At 43.4% G+C, this 19,130-nt stretch carries 18 protein-coding genes; 8 read left to right on the top strand and 10 right to left on the bottom strand.

The window, feature by feature from the left end; translation table 11 throughout:
* Positions 1–38 precede the first annotated feature (38 nt).
* Positions 39–1,532, bottom strand: coding sequence for a phospholipase D family protein (locus R2X38_RS06060; RefSeq protein ID WP_317521281.1), 1,494 nt, complete (start codon positions 1,530–1,532; stop codon positions 39–41).
* Between the two features lie 177 nt (positions 1,533–1,709).
* Here R2X38_RS06060 and R2X38_RS06055 point away from each other — a divergent pair, with 177 nt between their 5' ends.
* The 4 genes from R2X38_RS06055 to R2X38_RS26780 are packed head-to-tail and all read left to right on the top strand — an operon-like array spanning position 1,710 to position 4,405.
* A complete protein-coding gene (locus tag R2X38_RS06055; protein ID WP_317521280.1) occupies positions 1,710–1,931 on the top strand; it encodes a DUF1656 domain-containing protein in 222 nt (73 codons plus the stop codon).
* A 14-nt stretch (positions 1,932–1,945) separates the two neighbouring features.
* A complete protein-coding gene (locus R2X38_RS06050; protein WP_317521279.1) occupies positions 1,946–2,818 on the top strand; it encodes an HlyD family secretion protein in 873 nt (290 codons plus the stop codon).
* Between the two features lie 2 nt (positions 2,819–2,820).
* Complete coding sequence (locus R2X38_RS06045; RefSeq protein WP_317521278.1) at positions 2,821–4,227, top strand: FUSC family protein; 1,407 nt, start codon at positions 2,821–2,823, stop codon at positions 4,225–4,227.
* Positions 4,211–4,405, top strand: coding sequence for a sodium/glutamate symporter (locus tag R2X38_RS26780; RefSeq protein ID WP_411184705.1), 195 nt, complete (start codon positions 4,211–4,213; stop codon positions 4,403–4,405). The genes R2X38_RS06045 and R2X38_RS26780 overlap by 17 nt, the downstream gene beginning before the upstream one ends.
* Before the next feature lie 500 nt (positions 4,406–4,905).
* Here R2X38_RS26780 and R2X38_RS06040 read toward each other — a convergent pair whose 3' ends face one another.
* Positions 4,906–6,561 carry a hypothetical protein gene (locus tag R2X38_RS06040; RefSeq protein ID WP_317521277.1) on the bottom strand — a complete coding sequence of 552 codons (1,656 nt, stop codon included), beginning with the start codon at positions 6,559–6,561 and terminating at the stop codon, positions 4,906–4,908.
* A 473-nt stretch (positions 6,562–7,034) separates the two neighbouring features.
* Between R2X38_RS06040 and R2X38_RS06035 the strand changes: the two genes are divergently transcribed.
* On the top strand, positions 7,035–7,922 hold the full coding sequence (locus tag R2X38_RS06035) for a LysR family transcriptional regulator (RefSeq protein ID WP_317521276.1): 888 nt from the start codon (positions 7,035–7,037) through the stop codon (positions 7,920–7,922).
* Positions 7,923–8,010: 88 nt separating this feature from the next.
* On the opposite strand, the gene R2X38_RS06030 is transcribed toward R2X38_RS06035, so the two are convergent.
* Positions 8,011–10,248, bottom strand: coding sequence for a patatin-like phospholipase family protein (locus tag R2X38_RS06030; protein ID WP_317521275.1), 2,238 nt, complete (start codon positions 10,246–10,248; stop codon positions 8,011–8,013).
* Positions 10,249–10,523: 275 nt separating this feature from the next.
* Here R2X38_RS06030 and R2X38_RS06025 point away from each other — a divergent pair, with 275 nt between their 5' ends.
* Positions 10,524–10,832: a hypothetical protein gene (locus R2X38_RS06025; protein WP_317521274.1), complete on the top strand. Its 309-nt coding sequence runs from the start codon at positions 10,524–10,526 to the stop codon at positions 10,830–10,832.
* Between the two features lie 53 nt (positions 10,833–10,885).
* Here R2X38_RS06025 and R2X38_RS06020 read toward each other — a convergent pair whose 3' ends face one another.
* Complete coding sequence (locus tag R2X38_RS06020; RefSeq protein WP_317521273.1) at positions 10,886–11,416, bottom strand: outer membrane beta-barrel protein; 531 nt, start codon at positions 11,414–11,416, stop codon at positions 10,886–10,888.
* 596 nt (positions 11,417–12,012) lie between these two features.
* Between R2X38_RS06020 and R2X38_RS06015 the strand changes: the two genes are divergently transcribed.
* On the top strand, positions 12,013–13,278 hold the full coding sequence (locus R2X38_RS06015) for a sodium:proton antiporter (RefSeq protein ID WP_317521272.1): 1,266 nt from the start codon (positions 12,013–12,015) through the stop codon (positions 13,276–13,278).
* A gap of 48 nt (positions 13,279–13,326) precedes the next feature.
* Here R2X38_RS06015 and R2X38_RS06010 read toward each other — a convergent pair whose 3' ends face one another.
* A complete protein-coding gene (locus R2X38_RS06010; RefSeq protein ID WP_317521271.1) occupies positions 13,327–14,232 on the bottom strand; it encodes a LysR family transcriptional regulator in 906 nt (301 codons plus the stop codon).
* Positions 14,233–14,500: 268 nt separating this feature from the next.
* Between R2X38_RS06010 and R2X38_RS06005 the strand changes: the two genes are divergently transcribed.
* Entirely contained in the window at positions 14,501–14,932 is a 432-nt protein-coding gene (locus tag R2X38_RS06005) for a hypothetical protein (protein ID WP_317521270.1), read from the top strand.
* Between the two features lie 89 nt (positions 14,933–15,021).
* Here R2X38_RS06005 and R2X38_RS06000 read toward each other — a convergent pair whose 3' ends face one another.
* The 5 genes from R2X38_RS06000 to atpG form a co-directional block, all read right to left on the bottom strand.
* A complete protein-coding gene (locus R2X38_RS06000; protein ID WP_317521268.1) occupies positions 15,022–15,786 on the bottom strand; it encodes a hypothetical protein in 765 nt (254 codons plus the stop codon).
* Positions 15,787–15,805: 19 nt separating this feature from the next.
* Entirely contained in the window at positions 15,806–16,258 is a 453-nt protein-coding gene (locus tag R2X38_RS05995; protein ID WP_317521267.1) for a glycine zipper family protein, read from the bottom strand.
* Positions 16,259–16,380: 122 nt separating this feature from the next.
* Complete coding sequence (locus R2X38_RS05990; protein ID WP_317521266.1) at positions 16,381–16,824, bottom strand: F0F1 ATP synthase subunit epsilon; 444 nt, start codon at positions 16,822–16,824, stop codon at positions 16,381–16,383.
* Between the two features lie 17 nt (positions 16,825–16,841).
* A complete protein-coding gene (gene atpD, locus R2X38_RS05985) occupies positions 16,842–18,227 on the bottom strand; it encodes a F0F1 ATP synthase subunit beta (RefSeq protein WP_317521265.1) in 1,386 nt (461 codons plus the stop codon).
* Positions 18,228–18,247: 20 nt separating this feature from the next.
* Positions 18,248–19,120, bottom strand: a complete 873-nt coding sequence (gene atpG / locus R2X38_RS05980) for a F0F1 ATP synthase subunit gamma (protein ID WP_317521264.1) — start codon at positions 19,118–19,120, stop codon at positions 18,248–18,250.
* Positions 19,121–19,130 lie beyond the last annotated feature (10 nt).

Below are 19,130 nucleotides of genomic sequence, written 5' to 3'. Positions count from 1 at the left end.
TATTGTCGCAAAATGACCTTGACTTTCATGGACATCAGCTAAAGCTCGTTCTGAATCTTGAGCATACGGTAAAAGCTATTGATAAACCGATTATCCGACTTCATTCTTGGCTCTTTGCCCGTTCTCTCTCCTTGTTTAGACCAGACATAATTTTCCCCTTCACCTTGGCTCACCAACCAAAACTTATCTTTGTGGCTACCAAGCAAGTAGGTTTTGAGCTCTGTTGCAAATACCTGGCTTTCAATCAACAACCCAAGCTCTAGGTTTGTCATATCCGAGCGCGGGTCGAAGTTCGACGAACCGATAAATGACATCGTATTGTCTGCAATAAATGCCTTGTTATGGTAATAGGCATTAGCGTTATAAAAATTACTGTAGTGCAGAGCATGGCTGTCATACTCGTAGATATGGATCCCCTTCGCCATGAGTGCTGGGCGATAAGCTTGATAATATGCAGACGCAAATGGCGAGTCATTGGAAGCCACTGAGTTTGTCAGAACTGTCACCTCAACTTCCCGCTCAGCTAAACCTGAAAACAGCGCTTGATGCTCATCGGACTCAATCATATACGGCGTTGAAAGAAATAACTCTTCGACAGGCCATTGGTTGACGTTCGCCAAGTGTTCAATTCGCTTTCTTAGGTAAGACTGGCTATCAGTGCCTTTGTGTGCCGAGTCAAATATAGGGGTTAGTGATGCCCCTATATACTCAGGTGTCGGCAATGCACTGACTTTGCGTGATATGGATTCCTGTAGTGGCCGATTTTCAGACATCACTTTGTCGTGTGCTTTATCAAATGAACCACTGTGCTTCTTAGGGTTGAAGCCAATGACCTCACTAACCGGTACTGTTAACTGACTTGCCCATAAATTATCGAAATTATGCTCATATTCGGTGATCACCTCCCCCTTCACCATTACATCAAGATCAAAGAAGTTGGCCTTTGGGCTATAACCGAAATAATCATCACCAATATTCCGCCCGCCAAGGATCATGACCTCACCATCCACATTGAAATACTTCTCATGCAGCCTGTGGTTTAACTTGTCACGATGCATTTCAAAATCCGCAGCCCGGGTTAACCAACCTAGCTTACGTGCATTGAATGGATTGAATATCTTGATCGAGAGATTAGGGTGAGTGTCGATATCCACCAGCCACTTGTCATCAAAGAACAAGAGATCATCAACGATGATCCTGACCTTAACACCGCGGTCTGCAGCTGCCCTTAATTCCTGCCACAGCGTCATACCCGAGACATCACCAGCCCAGCTAAAATACTCCGCTTCAATATAAGCTTGCGATTCCCTTACCGCCTCAATGCGGTGAGCCAATGCTGAAGGCGCATCAGGGATCAGGTACACCTGACCGAGATAGGTATCGGGAAGTATCAGCGAGGTTTTGTCTAACCATTGCTCGGGCTTGCTAGTACAGCCTGCTATTAGTCCAGTAATAAAAACCAGCAGGACTCTACGTGATAAATCTGGCTGCCAATTAGCCGTAAAATCGCGATATCGGGAAATCAATGCCATCTAATATAGATATAAATAAAACGAGTATGAATATTATTAAACAACATATAGTTTAACTGATGCTGAATAATAATCTTTCATTGAAGGGTCGGATCCTACAAACCAGATATAGTAAATATCAGAAGGCATGTTACTTTATAAACAATTACTTAGCCATACATTCAATTTAGTAGAATAATGAATACCATGCTTTCAATACCTCATGAAATATCTTTTGGTGAAATATATTTACCGCCACTACTTGTTGTCATGACCATAGCATACTTGTTGGCTATCGGCGTTTCGCAAATGTGTGGCAAGCTAGGCTGGCATAAATATATCTACTCACCTGCCATTGCTGAATTTTCACTAATGGTTATTTTTGTAGAGTTATTCAGCAATTTTATCGCAATCGTATAAAGTAAGGTCTCAACATGTTCAAAAAACTATTTTTTACGATCCCACTAGTTGCGTTTGCGGGATACATTCTAATCAATAAAATTGATCAAGTAGAACAATATCCTTGGACACGTGATGCCCAGGTACGTGCTCATGTTATTCAAATCACCCCACGGGTAACAGGTCCTATCATCAACCTTGCTATCAATGATGACAGCGAGGTCAAGAAAGGCGATCTCCTGTTTGAAATCGACCCTAGTATCTATCAAGCCGATCTTGAAAAGGCCATTGCCCAGCAGCAACAAGCCAATGAGCAACTGAAAAAAGCCAAGAACGAGGAAAGCCGCTCACTGGCATTGTCACGCCGTCAACCCGGCTCAGTACCGGTATTGAACCTTAATAACCTGCACATCGCAGTGACAACGGCACAGGCTAACCTTGCCGCGGCCAAAGCAGTGGCCAACGAGGCGAAACTCAACCTTGCCTTTACCAAAGTCACCGCGCCTGCAGATGGCTACATTACCAACTTGAACCTACGCGAAGGTACGCAGGTTGTGGCTAACCAACCAACGGTGGCTCTGATTGACAAACACAGCTTCTGGGTTGAAGGCTTTTTCAAGGAAACCGACCTAAAAGAGGTTAACCAAGGGGATAAAGGGATGATTACTTTGATGATGCATCCTGAAAAGCCCTTTGAAGGCACCATCTCCAGCATCGGATACGGCATTTCTCAGCAAGACGGTAGCACGGGCAATTCACTACTGCCAAATGTAAACCCAAATTTTGAATGGATTCGTTTAGCCCAACGCATTCCGGTGAAATTCCATTTTGAGTTACCAGAGAATGGCATACAGCTTCGAGTCGGCACGACGGCATCGGTTAAGATTATCAAGCAAGAGAGCAACTAACTATGTTGACACTCAGTCCAGCTAGCAAAGAAGCGCTGAAGGTAGCGATCGCCTTCTCGCTCTCTATCATCATTGCAATTGCATTTGGGTGGCAGAAACCTTACTGGGCTGCAATTGCGGTCATTGTCGTTGCCGCCAATGATAACTACGAAACAGCCATCAAGCATGGTCAGAACCGCCTGCTAGGCACCTTTGCAGGCGTGGGATTCGCTTTTGCCGTCGTACACTTTTTCGCCCAGGACAGGGAATTATTTATCCTCAGCATATTGGCTTTCTCAGCTGTGTGCGTGTACATGTCGAGCTGTGAGCGCTACGGGTATGCCTTCAAAATGGCCTTTACCGTCGGCGTGATCATTGCCGCTATGGGCCAGTTTGACAGCTATTCCACCTTTGACTTTGCGGTTATAAGGGTACAAGAAACCGCCTTGGGTATTTTGGTTTACTCTCTCGTTTTTCAATTTTTATGGCCAAGAAATACCCATACCCTTTTCAAACGCCGGGCCACGCTTGACGTCGAGCAACAAATTCAAACAGTGAAGCAACAACTGGCGAACCACTACTTAGGGCGCTTAACCGTTGATGACGAAAAGCAAAGCACCGGCGACAGCTTAATGACTTTGCTTAAAGAGGCAATAAAAGACAGCCCAAGAGTCTATTCAGAGCGTTTGATGTGGAGAAAATTGGTTGCTTATCTTGAACAAACTGAGGTAAATCCATCTGTTGAAGCGAATAATAAGCACCTTAGGGCGCTGCGCAATAGGTATCAAACCCTCAAGGCGGTACTTAACCACTTAAATACCGATAACGAGGATAACATCCTTATGTTGCCGGCAGTGTCTCAGATGGTGCCAGTAACCATCAATAACCACTTCTGGGAGGACCTTAAGCACTCTTTGTTTAACAATTACCAGAACCGATTGATCTACGTACTTCGCGCTCAAGCTGCACTGATGACCTGCTACGCAATGTGGATTTATTTTCCTATGCCAGGTGGAATATTGTTCCCGATAATTGCATCGAGCTTTATCAATGCGCTATGTGAAGTCCCTTCGGTTTACTATAAATACACCGTAATTGGCATCTGTACGTTCAGTGTCATTATTTTGAGTGAGTATATATATTTGATGCCTTCATTTACCGAAGGGTATGAGTTAACGGCCTTTTATTTTATCAATATCTTCTTTATTTGGCGGCTTTTCTCCACGCCCCAATTTGCAGTATTGAGGGTATTGGGTGGTAATATGTTGGTGGTGTTAACCATGTCAGCGATGTATCTGACACCGGTATTTTCAATCACTACATCACTTAACATGTTGCTATTCATATTCATTATTCTGCTGGTTTCGCGTTTCTATACGATGCTGACAGAAGAAGTAGCAACGGGAATAGGGCTTGAGGCTAGAGGCTAGAGGCTTCAATCGAGCGCTTCGACATCCTACAGAAATACTATTTCCTGAGCCCATCACTGGCGGTTTTGTTTGTGCAGCGACCGTTTCCCTACTCTACTCTTTTGCCAATGTAGAAGTCTCTTTTTCATTAGAAATAAGAGACTTTTTGCTACTGTATTTCTTTGCAGGTATTCGTTGACAAGCCAAAGTCCAAACCTTACTCATAGGCGGCAAGCCACTCCTTTTCCTGCTTCTGTTTGCAAAGAGTTTATCTTCTTGAAAAACGTCGTCGGTAAGACAGCAGTCACCAGCAAGTAGGGCTCTAGCCCGCAAGCATTTATTGTCGTCCAGTTAGTGTGCGGTTTCTTTATCGGCTTATAACCCTTATCACTACCTCACCCCATCACCCTACCCCAAAAAAGAGGCCATTAGCTTTACAGCTAATGGCCTCTTTTTTATGTTTGCAACAACTCGATGCCTGGTTACTTGCTCGGCGTCAAGCATATCGACTTAATCACTATCAACTTAACCATCTTTGCAATGCAACCGCTGCTCATAGCATACTCCCTAAAGGAATTGCCCAACCGTCATTGTATAGTTATCCGCCTAAACTACCGAGATAAATGAATTTGCTTGGATAAAAAAATCCGGCAACGATGATCGTTGCCGGATTCATATATTCTTTTCAATCGCAAAAGATTAAAAACGATAACCTAGGTTCAACGTTACTGAAGTGCGATCTTCACCGGTGCTGTATAAACCCGTAATATTGTAACTTCTACCCAACTCTTTGTTGAAACCAACTGTATATGTCCAACGGTCAACATCGACACCAACGTGATAAGGCATAGTGACAGGGATACCCCCCACCTTAAAATTCACGTTACCATCTAAATAATCGTCATAGTCCTGATATTCCGCACCGACAAAAATTTGCGCGCGGTAATCCGGTAACTGGTAACCTATGAGCGGTTGGTAGGTCATGATGCCATCACCCCAATCATCAGCTCCGTCGAGCTTAGTCTTGGTAAAGGTTGCAGTGGCGGAGGCAAACAAATTCTTATAGCCCACCGCCAATGTCGTACCGACCCCAACACTGCTATAACGAAGGTGGATAGGAATGTTGAGATCAACAGCGTTCATTTCTGGGATCTCCAAGAGATTACAGTCAACCACGCAGATGGGTTCATCATTACCCCTGAACTGGGTTTTTACCTTGGCGTTAATGTCTATCTGGCCAATATAACCAAACACATTCCAGAACGGTAAAATGTTCACATCACCACGAAGCGTGACACTTTTGGCATTAATCTTCGCTTTGGTTTTATCAGGGTCAAAAAACTTAGCTATAAAGTCAGGATCCAAGCCAAACACACTAAAGCTGGTCAGATCCATATTCAGGTCCTGATCGCGATAAGCCAGTGATACGCCATAGGGCATGGGTAAATCAATCCCTTTTCTGCGGATCATATCGCCCATTAAAGGAAAAGTTCGGTTTAAATCAACCCGCTCTTCACGGTAACGAGGATCAGACACTTCACTCATCAAAGCCTGATCAAGCACCACAACACCCATACCGCTGTCGTCGTAGTGCGCGACAGGTGTGGTGACATACTCTAGTGTCACTGGTTTGTTCTTTCTTTTACCGGTTGCCGTGATCACCTTTTGTTTCATGACCACATCGTTCATGTCATCAAGGGTATCGAAGGTGATTACCTGCAAGTAATCATCAATTTTATAATCAGAAAAGGTAAATGGCTGGGAGTTGCGCACTTCCATTTTGGTTACTTTACCATACTCCAGATACAGCTTTACCCGCATAAAACGGAAGTAAGCAACATCTTGCGGAAGACCAAACTTCGAATAGTTGAAATTGATCACCGCGGAGTCAGGCCCAGTTTTAAAGTGGGTTACCGATTTCTTGTCATAGCTCTCCGCATAATCCCTTAGGCGGTACTCATTGCGGGTCAATTTCGCAATCTGATCCAGCACATCCTCATTTTTACTCAGCTTCTTCTCATCATATTTAACCCTAAGGTCTATATTGCCCTTATGGTCAATACTTTGAACCAAATAAGCTTCCGATGTTTCAGACTCACCATTATATGTGACCGTCTTCTTAACATGCTCTACCAAGTCACTGGCCTGGACCAATGAACTCAACGCATACTTTGGAATGTCTTTCGATATCTTATATTGTTCGAACACATCTATCTGCTGCACTTGTTGCTGAGGGTTATTGCTTTTGCGCTCCTCAGCTAGCGCCATTTCTGGAAAGGCGGCAAGCAATGCAAGCGCACTTATGCTCAATGCCCTGTTACACGGTTTAGAAAACAATTTATCTGTTTGAATCATAATAAAACTGCTAGACACAAATAATCAGGACACCAAGCCAAAACTCAGTGAAACCTAAAGTGAAAGAATGAATAGGATATTGTGGACGATTGCACATATACTATGATGAATTTGTTGTATATTTTATTATGATATGTCATTTTATGATAATCGCTTTTGTAGGATCTGCCCCTACATATAGCAGGTATTAAATAACAATATTATTTGCATTGCCCAATCCTTCTTTATGAAGGATGGCATCATCTTTATTTCTATCAAAAATACAAATTCTCGCTTATGTAGGATTCATTCCTACATAAATAAAACCCAACCTTTCAATATCATTCAAAGTGTTATATTTTATTGCACTGTAATTCAACACAATTCAAATAATTAGCCCCCTCTTTAGATGAGGGCTATAACATTTTCATTTCATAGTGAAGATGCATTTCATATCAAAGCATACACACATTGACTTCTCAGGTAATCGCTTAATGAATTTTAGTTTTGAACAGCTCCTTGCATTCGTCTCCGTCTGTGAGCGTCAGTCATTTAGCAAAGCAGCTATTAGTTTAAACAAACACAGAACAACCATCGGCCAGGTTATTACCAACCTTGAAGATCAGTTAGCCATAGAGTTGTTTGAGCGGGCTGGACGCTCCGTTATCCCAACTGAGGATGGAAAGCTGCTATACCTTTATGCGAAGCAAGCCGTTGAGCAAGCGAAAACATTTGATAAAGTGGCGTTGAGCTTGTCATACGGTGGACTTGAGAGCATCACCATCGGCTATACCAGCTTCATTCCCCACCCAGCCTTGGCTCAACTTCGTTCCAAGCTGCTTGAAGACTTTCCTACCATGAAAGTCAACTTTAAGGTGATGAACAAAGATGAAGTGGTCAAAGCCCTCCATGATGGGACTGTTCATATAGGCCTTACTGTCGGCAAAGATTCAAAAGCGATTGATAGTTTGGATCGAACATTCTTAAGTTATGCGCGGTTTAAGGCCTTTGTCCACAAAGATAGTCCTTTGACACGGTTATCTCAGGATGAGGTACTAACTGGGCTCAAGTCTAATAGGCAATTTGTGTTGCGTTCACTGTTAGATGAGGGATATGGAGAAAGCTCAATTTTTTCCCCGGATTATGAGGTTATTGAACAATTGTCGTTGATCATTAAATTTATCCGAGAAGGTTTAGGGTGGGCTTTTTTGCCACAATCAATCATGAGATCGGCTTACGCGACAGAAAACTTTGTTGAACTTAAAATGAAAGAGTTCAGATTAGCACCTCAGATTCCAGTCGTTTTGTTATGCCCACACTCCAAGCAGATTGGAAATATAAAGAAATCCATCATTGAGAGTCTTGAGTCATATCTCGACTGATCCCTTATTTAATTCTAAAGCATTAAGCGCGAACACAAAAAAGGCGCCAGAGAACAAATCTCTGACGCCTTTTTTAGTTACAGGTAACCTAAAAAGGCTTACCAAAAAACAAATACACACTGCTTTCACCAGTATCTGCGTGACCAAATGAAATGGCTGCAGCTCCCATTGATGTTTCAGCACTGACAAAAACGCTTCCAGCCTTGATCCAATCATCTAAATCATTGGTGGGTTTCTCATTCCACACATCGCCCATTTCGGCTGATGCCCCTACAAATACAGGCCATTCAGTGCCAACTAGTTTTTTATCTAGCTGGTACGTGTATACCGCCGTCGCCAAGGCTTTATGGTTACCCACCAAACTGTTGCGGGCATAGCCAGATAGATTTAAGAAGCCCCCCAACGAGACCACATTCGACAGATTTTCTTTACCCTGCTCTACCGACTCAACCGATACGCGACCAATAAAATTGTGCGAGCCAATGTGAGTCGCACCTTTCCAATCCAATTGATACTGCCAATAATCATCATGGCCAGAGTAAGAATCAAAGTAAGACGTCGAGCCACTGGTTTTGTAACCTACCTTTGCAGTCAGCTGCTGACCTGACGTTGGAAATATAGACCCATCCAGGGTGTCATAACCAATGCTCAACTCAGCGCCATGCGCCCAGTACTCTCCCATACTTCCAAGTAAATTGGTATTCATCGCATCAAAAACCCCATCTTCATAGCGATAGGCCAATTCGATCTGGGCATTATTCGATAAATTTATTCCCACTCCACCGTAAAATTCATTGGATTTTTTAATGAAGCGGGTAAAAGGCGCATCTTCGACGTTCATCAAACCATTCCAACGCTGCTTGCCTAAGCTTCCCCCCAGCCGCGTATATACCCGTTGCTGAGTATCAAAAGGCTGATACCATTCGGTTGTCAAATGATAATCAGTACCTAAGGTTGCTCCTGTACGCCATTGGCCACCGGTGCCAAACAGGTTATTGACGGTAAGTGCAACATCCAAGGCTAGGTGTAAATCTTCATTGAAACTATCTTCAAAATGCACCCCGGCATTGAAGACACTTGGTCCCCAACTCTTTTCTTCGGTTTTTACCACCAGCGTCGATTCATCATTATGTGCGTTTTTCTCAATTGAAGCACCAACCCGTTCAAACTGATCCAAGGCATATACTTTCTCTACAGCATCTTCTACGGATTCAGCGTCCATATTGGGTTCAGGCAACCCCTTCAGCTTATCTAGCACTAAGCTGTCAGAGACTACGCTGTCATTCTGTAGCTCCATCCTACTGATGGGCTTAACACTTCTAACCAGTTGCTGGCGCTGCCGTTGTTTGTCCTGCTGATAAGCGGCATAGTCAGCTTTATTCAATGACAATTCACTCAAGTTTGCCAACTGACGTTTAGCCGCAATCTCTCCCTTCGGAATGATGTTTTTCATACTACTGAAGTCAGTCATCTTCACGCCTTCAACCTTAGGCATAATCAATATGTCATCATTATCCAGCATTGAGACTTGTTGGTTACGGTTTTCATTAGTTAGAAAAGCACTCAACTGGCCGACAACCGCGAAGACTGAATCGATGTCGTCTTCACTGCGAAGAGGCGCCCCTATATCAACGGCAATAACAATATCGGCACCCTGCTCTTTGGCGATGGAAATCGGCAAATTGTTCACGATACCGCCATCTGCCAACAATTTTCCGTCTCGCTTTACCGGGGCAAGAAAACCAGGAACCGTCATGCTTGCCTGCAACGCTTCGGCAAAATCGCCGTCATGAAGTACGACTTCACTTCTATCGGGCATGTTGGTTGCTACAGCACGGAAAGGAATAGGCAGTGAATCAAAATCGTCGATAGTGGGTACCAAGCCTATAGAGCGGCGGATCAACGATGACATGGTCTGGCCTTGCAGCGCACCTTTTGCCATCTTAAACTTACCATCCCCCCAGCCCATTTTGGGATCTATCGGATATTCATCTCTGAATTGTTTGTCTCGGTAACTCAGTTGCTCCCTTGGAATATCATCAGAAAAACCGGTATTAAAATCAAGGGACATCATAATCGTCTCGATCTGATCCGCATCATAACCCAGCGCATAAAGCCCGCCGACATAAGCACCGATCGATGTACCCGACACAAAATCTACGGGTATGCGATTTTCCTCGAGCACTTTAAGTACACCAATATGTGCCGCTCCCTTAGCACCTCCCCCACCGAGTACTAAAGCTATTTTGGGTCTGTCTTCAGCAAGGGCTGGTAGTGAACAAAGTAATAGCATTGACGCTACTAAACCACGCGTTCGAAATTTCATTGTAGTCCTCAAAAGAACGATGAATTAACTTGCCCCACCACCAAATGGATATAGATATGACTGTCTGTATCGGAGCAATAAAGAGATAAAATAAATCGTTTGGATAATAACTAATCATCCTGACTGGGAACTTAATATAACAATTCACTTGAATGGTTCAGTCCTACATAAACGATTATTTAAGAAATAATCTCGCTGCTATTATTTTAACCACTCTGAGGTAACCCCTTAGTAAATAGACATCACTTTAAAATAAATATCAAGAGAGCTTCAAAATGAAAACCATTTCTAAAGTTATGATCCCAGCCCTTCTCCTTGCTAGTACTTCTGCTTTTGCGGGGCTTGAATTACACTTTACCACTCAAAACAACGCCGCGTGGGTAAAAGTAACGGATAATGATCAACCTGTTGCCGGTGCGACAGTAACAACTGATCACACAGGCAATGAATCCTTTATCACCGATGAGCAAGGTCGTACCTATATCTTTATTCCTGAAATCCATTCAAGTGCTGTAAACTTTACTGCAACCGATGATGCAGGCCAGACAGTTTCCAAGAAACAATTCATTAAAAACGAAAAGTAAATCATAAAGATAAAAAATAAAAGGTGCCTATAACAATGGCACCTTTTTCTTTTCTAGAAATGATAACTTAGCCCAATCATAACGCCTGTATTACTTTCATTCTTTATTTCCATATTATCAAACTTATAGTTTACTTCCAGATAAGCATATTTGAAATTAGCCCGGACACCGACTCCATAATATTGACCAACTTCTCGTTGTTTTTCCTTGTGACATTGTTCTTCTATACATACCAAACCCTTGTAGTTGTAGTATGCGGAACCAAACTCAACAAATGGCTTTATCGCAAAATATTCATTGGCATGGTAGTTATACCCCACTTCAATACCAAAGCGTAGCATGCTCAAATCCTCTATATTATCCGTTGATGCCTCATCGGTTTGGTATTGAAGTTTAAAGCCTACGTAATCATTGAAATCAGCACCAAATTCAATTGCGTAACCACTGTCTAGATCGGTTGGGTGGTAGATTCCAACACCCAACCTTACATCAACATCTGAAACGGTTTGGCTAGCCCAGCTTTCGGCACTTGAGACTGAAAAGGACATGATAGGGAGTAAGGTTAATGCAGCATACTTGATCATAGTATTGAAGTTCTGGAAGGCATTTGTTGAACATTTAGGAGGAAGTCATTTTCTCCCCGTTAAGAGCTGCAACCATGAGCGGATGAAGTTCATCGTCATTTTGTAATTTCAGCAAGATTTTCACTGCCCCTCCGGCTCCTTCTTGCAATGAAACATGCCTGTTTCCCTATCAAAATGACAATGTTCTTTCTGATGCTGGTTATGGTTTGCCCATGATGGTTGCAATGCTACAAGAGCCAATAAAATAATAGGTAAGAATATTTTCAACATAAATCACCAAAAAAATCCCCTTTCTTTGAGATGATGAATACCAAAGAAAGGGGCAATCATAGGTTATTACACAATGAACAGTAACTAGCGAAGTCACCCAATAGCAACAGGTAATACAACCAGCAACTTCAATATGATTGCTACCTGTTATGGGTAAGTTCGCGAATAATGTTAACCCTATTTGTTATCGTCTACACATCGGTTTGTGATTTGCTTTTCTAAGAAATCTATGAAATGGCTTGATGGATTGAGCCCTGCAAAAGTGATTAGGTTGCTATTTATTTAACTCTTAATATGCTTCAACTTACCACTGAAATTCGACTATCATGAATGAATACCATACTTTCTGTTTATTATTCTTTATTGCAATAATAATAACAGTGCTAAACAGCCGATTTACCCGTATCCAAACAACTATCGCAATAACTGCTGTTACCCTTTTTATATCCATATTATTAAAAGCAGTTGCTGACACCCAGTGGGCACTTATTGCCGTCCATTTTTCCTATACTATTCAAAAAATTAATTTCGAGCATTTTCTATTACATGGCATCTTGGGTTTACTTCTGTTTGCAGGTGGCCTTGGAATCAATTTTGATCGCCTGAAAAAACAAAAATGGGAAGTGCTCACTCTCGCTGTAGCTGCGACCTTAATTTCTACCGGCTTAGTCGGTGTACTTCTATATACTTTTTGCCAGCTAGTCAACTTCCCCCTCAACTTCATCCACTGTTTACTTTTCGGAGCACTGATTTCTCCCACAGATCCCATTGCTGTATTGGCAATCATCAAGAAACTAGGCGCGCCTGAAAGTATCACCACTCAAATTGAAGGTGAGTCATTGTTTAATGATGGTATTGGCTTGGTGATCTTTACCTCTATTTTTACGGTGTCATTTAGCAATGAGCCAATAACATTAAACACTGTAGGCCAATTGTTCATGCAAGAAGCACTGGGGGGCATACTGGTTGGTGGGTTATTTGGGCTGTGCTGCCATTATTCCATCAAAGCGATGAGCAGCCTTTACTTCAAAATTATTCTGACGTTATTCCTCGCGACTGGTGGATACAGTCTTGCAGAAAGCATTGACGTCTCTGCGCCTTTGGCAATGGTTGTTTCAGGTATCATTATAGGTAACTGGAGTCGATTCAACGCATTGAGCCCTCAAGAGGCAGCAGAACTAGACAATTTCTGGCAAATCATTGATGAATGCTTAAATAGTGTCTTATTTGCCATGGTGGGGTTCACGCTTTTAGTTGTTAGCTTTAATCGCCAAGATTGGTTAGTCGCTACAATAGCCGTCCCTATTGTGCTGGTTGCGCGATATTTTAGTGTTTCACTATGCTATCAGTTCTTCGCCAAGTTCAAGACTTATAATCCCTACTCTGTGGGCATTATTGCATGGGGTGGCTTACGCGGGGGGTTGGCGATCGCTATGGCGCTTTCAATACCGGCTGATATTTGGCTAGATAGCAATAATATCCTCAACCTCAAACAAGTCATCCTGGCCATGACCTATGCCGTCGTTATATTTTCTATTTTAATTCAGGGCTCTACCATTTCGGGGCTTGTCAGAAAAGCAAACCGAGTATAGATGCTAGTTAATTCAATACCCTGTTGAGTATAACAGGGTATTATGTATTTAACGCTTATACCGGGGAGATGTTTCTAAAAAGTCTGAAACCGCATCTCTAATCGCTTGTTTTATTTCGGATAGATTTTCAGAATAAGCGCACCAAAAACCAACAGGAACCATAAGGGCATCTTCCAACTCATCAAACTCAAGTTCTTGCACGCCGTCGACACTATTTTCGTGAAAAGTAACAGCTGGTAACACTCCCCACCCTATGTCTTCCTTAATCAATTTAACCATTAAAGCCATGCTATCCACCACCTCATAGTTTGCGGACATGATGATCTTTTCAGCCATTTCATCATCAACCATAGATTTCAATACCAGTTGCCTGGTCGTTTTGAGTTTGGATAAAACTAAGTCACGGGGGGTTCTAGCTAGCTCGCTATATTTCGAAGCATATATGCTAAAAGGTAAGTTTCTAAAAAGTGTTGCATCTTTGCTATGCATCGCTCGGCGCGCATCGACATTAACAAAAGCAAACTGGAAATCTCCATTTTCGATTCCAGCTTCTATCTCTGGTTTCGAGCGGATGAAGTAATTCACTTTTAGCAATGGAAACTGCTCAGACAACCTGTCCCTTATCGCAACCAACACATTATTGGGTATAAAGCTTGAGTAGGCGATGTTAATTTCTTCAACCATACCTGCCGACAAACTCATCGCTACCTTGTTGAGTGCCCTAGCTTGCTCAACCACCATTTTTGCATAGTGATATAACATCCTGCCGGCATTGGTGGCTTCGACACTGCGACCCACTCGCTCAAACAAAGAGATAGCCAAGTCATCTTCGAGGTTACTGATCACCTGACTGGTCGTTGTTCGGTGCTTGCCAAGCTGAGTGGCCGCTTTACTGAAGGACTTGGTCTCGTATACTGCGACAAAGGTGGTAAGTTGTTCAATACTAAAGGTCACTACCGCTAATCTCTTTTAGAATCATTCATTAACATTAGCACCCTTTTGCTATTCCGCTCTATTGGCCTCGAGCAATAGTGTGACAACAACCTAGCAGAAATGTGCTCCACACCATCTATTGATTACTTATATACCTGCAAAGTTTACGAGGGTGGAATCCATCATAAGCGAGTTAGCCCGTTGGATAATTATAAATATAATTCAACCGGTTAGCCCAATATTACTAACTTAAAACAAGCCTTTATACACAACACACTAGGAAAATAAAATGAAAAAATTAATGATTGCCTCTCTAATTGCGCTCTCTTTTAACGCTGTGGCCCAACCGATTGAAACGCAACAGTCCAACCACGATAAGCTGGATACATCGCTTTCTCAATTAGTGCATGTCGAAGGACAAGTAATGGCTATCGTGACCCCCGATGAACACGGCGGTTTTGAAGAAGCTGACGTTAAGATGATAGTCAGCGAAGAATACAAAGATGTGTATGTCACCAAAAAACAGGCTAAGTACATGGGGCTGGATAAAACCCGCCGTTATTTCCTAACCTCCACACATAGCTTTGAAGCGCTTGAAGGTGAAATTATGAAGCGCGTGGGTAAAGACAACCCTGATTACTTTTCTGTCCAGTACTACCAACACATTGTTGGCGATGCCGATATTACTGAATACTCTGCACGCGTGACTGAATATAAATAGCCGTTGAATATAAGTCATTGTTAACGCAAAAGCCCTGAACGGATAGCCGTTCAGGGCTTTTTGTTGTTTTGCCTTTGGGGCGATATCCCTTACCCCGTTACTTCTTCTTCAACTGTGTTGATATAAGCCTTGAGCAGCGGCATATTATAGCTTTGGTAAGCGCTGTTAATATTGAAATATTTCAGGTTATCTAATTCCATTTCATGCTCATGGAGTAATTGATAGTTGAACTGGTATTCCTGGCTGACTTTCTCGACTACCTCATTAATTTCACTGGCAATCTCAATAATATCTTTGTGGTAGATCACGCTCACTATGGCGTGCTTGTCAATGATGACTGATTGATCCACTAATTTCACATTGCTGTTATGTTCTGTTTGGATGGCGATATCAGCACTCACATGGCGTATCAGTAGTTCTGATAGCCGAGATTCCAATTCATTGAGAATATCAGCAGACTCAAAGGGTGTATCAATATAGTCAACCTTAATCACTGAGCCTGTGACACGCAGCTCCAACAGCGCCTCTTCGAACAAACTATGAAGATCACAGTAGGTCGATGTATTCTTAATACCATGGAAGTTAACGTTGTAATCTTTGATCATAGAATATTGATGATTAAAGATAGGATCATTGAGCATTTCAAAATCATTTGTATAAGTTAACTCATCGCCATCAAATCGCCTCTTGAGTTCACTAAGGCTCAAATCAGAAATAAAGTAACTTAACAAATCATCCGTGTATGCTTTGTCATATTCAAAACCACCACCTTGCACTAACTCATAAAACACTGAAGTGAGTTTTTTATAGTCAACAGCAGTTAGCTTATATTCAAAAGGGTAAATAGAATTCATATGTCCTCTCTGTACACCTTTAATTCAATACGGTATAGCCACGACTGGCCATGCAGTGCTTAATAACCTGTTCCACTTCAGCACTGTAAGCAATTTCGCTCTGCTCTTTTGCCCGATGGTGGGATGTTAGTCCGCTGACCAACCCGATTCCTGCCCCTACTTTGGCTCCATCCGAACCATGGCCTCCTGCTATCGCACCACCTACAGCACCCAGTGCTGCTCCTCTTACGGTCGAACCTAAAGCGGATTGACCTGTGCTTTCGACTTGTTGATGCTGAACTTGCTGGGAATACTGCTGACATTCAAACATATCAGCATGATACTTTTCCTGATCGACATTTTTAGTGTCAATAATAATATTGGCAAAGCAATTTGATGAAAATAGCAATGCCAATATTGATACTCGGCACATTATTTTATTAACCATACACGCAACCTGAAATCTTATTTTTAATAGCAAAGTTAATTTCATGATTTACACTATGATAATTAACTTTGATATTAATACTTAGCTTTCATGTATTCTGTTGCTGCCAAAATAAACTCTGGGCTCGGTACTGCCCAGAGCTTTATCGGTATTATTGGAGATAATGCTTAGCGGCGCATAGACTTTTGGGTTAGCTCAATTGCTCTAAGTTGAGCAACGGCTTTTGCCAATTCCATCTGTGCCACTTGGAAACCTTGGCCTTCTGCTTGGGCTTGGATATTTGCTTCAGCAGCTCGACGAGCTTCATTTGCGCGGGCTTGATCGATGTCCTTCCCATGCATCGCCGTATCGGCCAGCACGGTTACTACAGAAGGTTGCACCTCAACAATTCCACCAGAAATATAAAGGATTTCTTCAGGATCCTTTATATTTGACACAAAACTCGCAACGCCTGGTTTCAATTTACTCAGTAAAGGCGAGTGACCCGGCCTTATACCTAGTTCACCGTCTTGCCCTGATACCGCAAGTGCATGGGCAGGTCCGGAATATAGTTTTTTTTCAGCACTGACAATATCAAGCTGAAAGGTTTTCTGAGTGACCCCCATAGCCATGATGATCCCTCCTTAAATTAAAGTTGTTTCGCTTTCTCAATTACTTCGTCGATAGCACCGCAGTACAAGAAGGCTTGTTCCGGAATATCGTCATAATCGCCGTTTAGCAGCCCCTTGAAGCCTGCAATAGTCTCTTGCAAGGAAACGAATTTACCTGGCTGGCCAGTGAAAACTTCTGCCACATGGTATGGCTGGGTCAAGAATCGTTCTATCTTACGAGCTCGGGCAACGGTTTGCTTATCTTCTTCAGACAACTCATCCATGCCCAAAATCGCGATGATATCTTTGAGCTCTTTGTAGCGCTGCAGCACTGTCTGCACCCCACGGGCAACTTCATAATGCTCTTGGCCGACCACTTGTGGATCCAATTGGCGGGAGGTCGAATCAAGCGGGTCAATCGCCGGGTACAAGCCTAGTGCTGCAATATTACGCGACAGTACAACGGTAGCATCCAAGTGGGCGAAAGTGGTCGCCGGAGAAGGATCCGTCAAGTCATCCGCTGGCACATACACAGCCTGGATGGAGGTGATAGAGCCTTGCTTGGTCGATGTAATTCGCTCCTGCAGCACACCCATCTCTTCTGCCAGGGTTGGCTGATAGCCTACCGCTGAAGGCATGCGTCCCAATAGGGCAGAAACCTCGGTTCCCGCCAGGGTGTAACGATAAATATTATCGATAAACAGCAGCACATCACGGCCTTCGTCACGGAAGCGCTCAGCAATGGTCAGCCCGGTCAAGGCTACACGCAGGCGGTTACCCGGTGGCTCGTTCATCTGGCCGTACACCATGGCTACTTTGTCCAATACCCCTGACTCCTGCATTTCATAGTAGAAGTCATTACCTTCACGGGTTCGCTCACCGACACCGGTGAAAACAGAAAGCCCTGAGTGCGCTTTGGCGATGTTATTGATTAGCTCCATCATATTGACGGTTTTACCTACACCCGCGCCGCCAAATAAGCCGATCTTACCCCCTTTGGCAAAAGGGCAGATCAAGTCGATTACTTTTACCCCGGTTTCCAACAACTCGGTACTATTCGCCTGCTCTTCATAGGATGGGGCTTCACGGTGGATAGGATATGATTGCTCTTCACCAATTTCACCGCATTCATCAATCGGCTCACCCAATACATTCATGATACGGCCGAGTGTTTTCTCTCCCACCGGCACGGTAATTGGGTTATGGGTATTTTCAACCACCAAGCCACGACGCAACCCATCAGAAGAGCCCATTGCAATACAACGTACAATGCCACTGCCAATTTGCTGTTGGACTTCCAGTACCAGTGAAAGATTACTTTCACCCGCTACTTTCAATGCATCATATACACGGGGCACTGCATCATGATCAAACTCGACATCGACAACCGCGCCAATGACTTTAACAATTTTACCTGTACTCATTTCTACCTCAGTCATTCTCTTTATACCGCTTGCGCGCCTGCCACAATTTCACTCAGCTCCTGAGTAATTGCCGCTTGTCGTGCCTTGTTGTGCACCAGCTGTAGATCATTAATTAGGTCATCGGCATTATCGGTCGCCGCTTTCATGGCCATCTGCCTTGCTGCCATTTCACAGGCGGTACTTTCTACCGCACCTTGATAAACCTGGGATTCTAAATAGCGAACCATGAGTTCATTCAACATCTCCTTCGGCGGAGTCTCATAGATATAATCCCAGCGGGATGGCTTGGTATTCTCTGGCTCAGTACCCGACATCATGTCGGGATGTGGAAGCAGTTGTGAAACCGTCGGCTTTTGCACCATCGAATTCACAAATACATTGTTCGCCAAATACAACCTGTCTATCTTCCCACTCTCGTATTGTTCGAGCATGACATTGACTGGCCCCATCAAAGCTTCAAGCTGTGGTTTATCCCCGAGACCCGATGCTTGTGCGACCACGCTGCCGGTATGGTGGAAAAAGCCAATTGCTTTCGAACCAACCACCGCGAGTTCAACCTCAACACCCTTTGTTTGCCACTGTTGCAGATCCTGCAAGACCTGACGGAACAAATTACTATTTAGGCCACCACACAACCCCCTATCGGACGAAATCACTATGTAACCTACCCGCTTGATGTCACGCTGCTCCAAATATGGATGGTGATATTCGAGCTGGCCGGAAGCAACATGGTTGATCACCCGGCGGATCGTTTCGGCATAGGGGCGCGTCGCGCCCATATTGTCCTGTGCTTTTTTGATTTTGCTGGCAGCAACCATTTCCATCGCACTGGTGATCTTCTGTGTGCTTTGCACACTGGCTATTTTGGTGCGGATTTCTTTAGCGTTCGCCATATCGCCCTCC

The sequence above is a fragment of the Photobacterium rosenbergii genome, from assembly GCF_033022775.1.
Taxonomy (GTDB): domain Bacteria; phylum Pseudomonadota; class Gammaproteobacteria; order Enterobacterales; family Vibrionaceae; genus Photobacterium; species Photobacterium rosenbergii_A.
The sequence above is the reverse complement of the archived record's forward strand: the minus strand, read 5'-3'. Positions and strand labels throughout refer to the sequence as shown.

Coding starts and splice junctions, on each gene's coding strand:
- atpD (WP_317521265.1), bottom strand. CDS start 18,227: ATGAGTACAGGTAAAATTGTTAAAGTCATTGGCGCGGTTGTCGATGTC.
- R2X38_RS06030 (WP_317521275.1), bottom strand. CDS start 10,248: ATGAAATTTCGAACGCGTGGTTTAGTAGCGTCAATGCTATTACTTTGT.
- R2X38_RS05995 (WP_317521267.1), bottom strand. CDS start 16,258: ATGAAATTAACTTTGCTATTAAAAATAAGATTTCAGGTTGCGTGTATG.
- R2X38_RS06035 (WP_317521276.1), top strand. CDS start 7,035: ATGAATTTTAGTTTTGAACAGCTCCTTGCATTCGTCTCCGTCTGTGAG.
- atpG (WP_317521264.1), bottom strand. CDS start 19,120: ATGGCGAACGCTAAAGAAATCCGCACCAAAATAGCCAGTGTGCAAAGC.
- R2X38_RS06050 (WP_317521279.1), top strand. CDS start 1,946: ATGTTCAAAAAACTATTTTTTACGATCCCACTAGTTGCGTTTGCGGGA.
- R2X38_RS06020 (WP_317521273.1), bottom strand. CDS start 11,416: ATGATCAAGTATGCTGCATTAACCTTACTCCCTATCATGTCCTTTTCA.
- R2X38_RS06040 (WP_317521277.1), bottom strand. CDS start 6,561: ATGATTCAAACAGATAAATTGTTTTCTAAACCGTGTAACAGGGCATTG.
- R2X38_RS06005 (WP_317521270.1), top strand. CDS start 14,501: ATGAAAAAATTAATGATTGCCTCTCTAATTGCGCTCTCTTTTAACGCT.
- R2X38_RS06055 (WP_317521280.1), top strand. CDS start 1,710: ATGAATACCATGCTTTCAATACCTCATGAAATATCTTTTGGTGAAATA.
- R2X38_RS06060 (WP_317521281.1), bottom strand. CDS start 1,532: ATGGCATTGATTTCCCGATATCGCGATTTTACGGCTAATTGGCAGCCA.
- R2X38_RS06025 (WP_317521274.1), top strand. CDS start 10,524: ATGAAAACCATTTCTAAAGTTATGATCCCAGCCCTTCTCCTTGCTAGT.
- R2X38_RS06015 (WP_317521272.1), top strand. CDS start 12,013: ATGAATGAATACCATACTTTCTGTTTATTATTCTTTATTGCAATAATA.
- R2X38_RS06000 (WP_317521268.1), bottom strand. CDS start 15,786: ATGAATTCTATTTACCCTTTTGAATATAAGCTAACTGCTGTTGACTAT.
- R2X38_RS05990 (WP_317521266.1), bottom strand. CDS start 16,824: ATGGCTATGGGGGTCACTCAGAAAACCTTTCAGCTTGATATTGTCAGT.
- R2X38_RS06045 (WP_317521278.1), top strand. CDS start 2,821: ATGTTGACACTCAGTCCAGCTAGCAAAGAAGCGCTGAAGGTAGCGATC.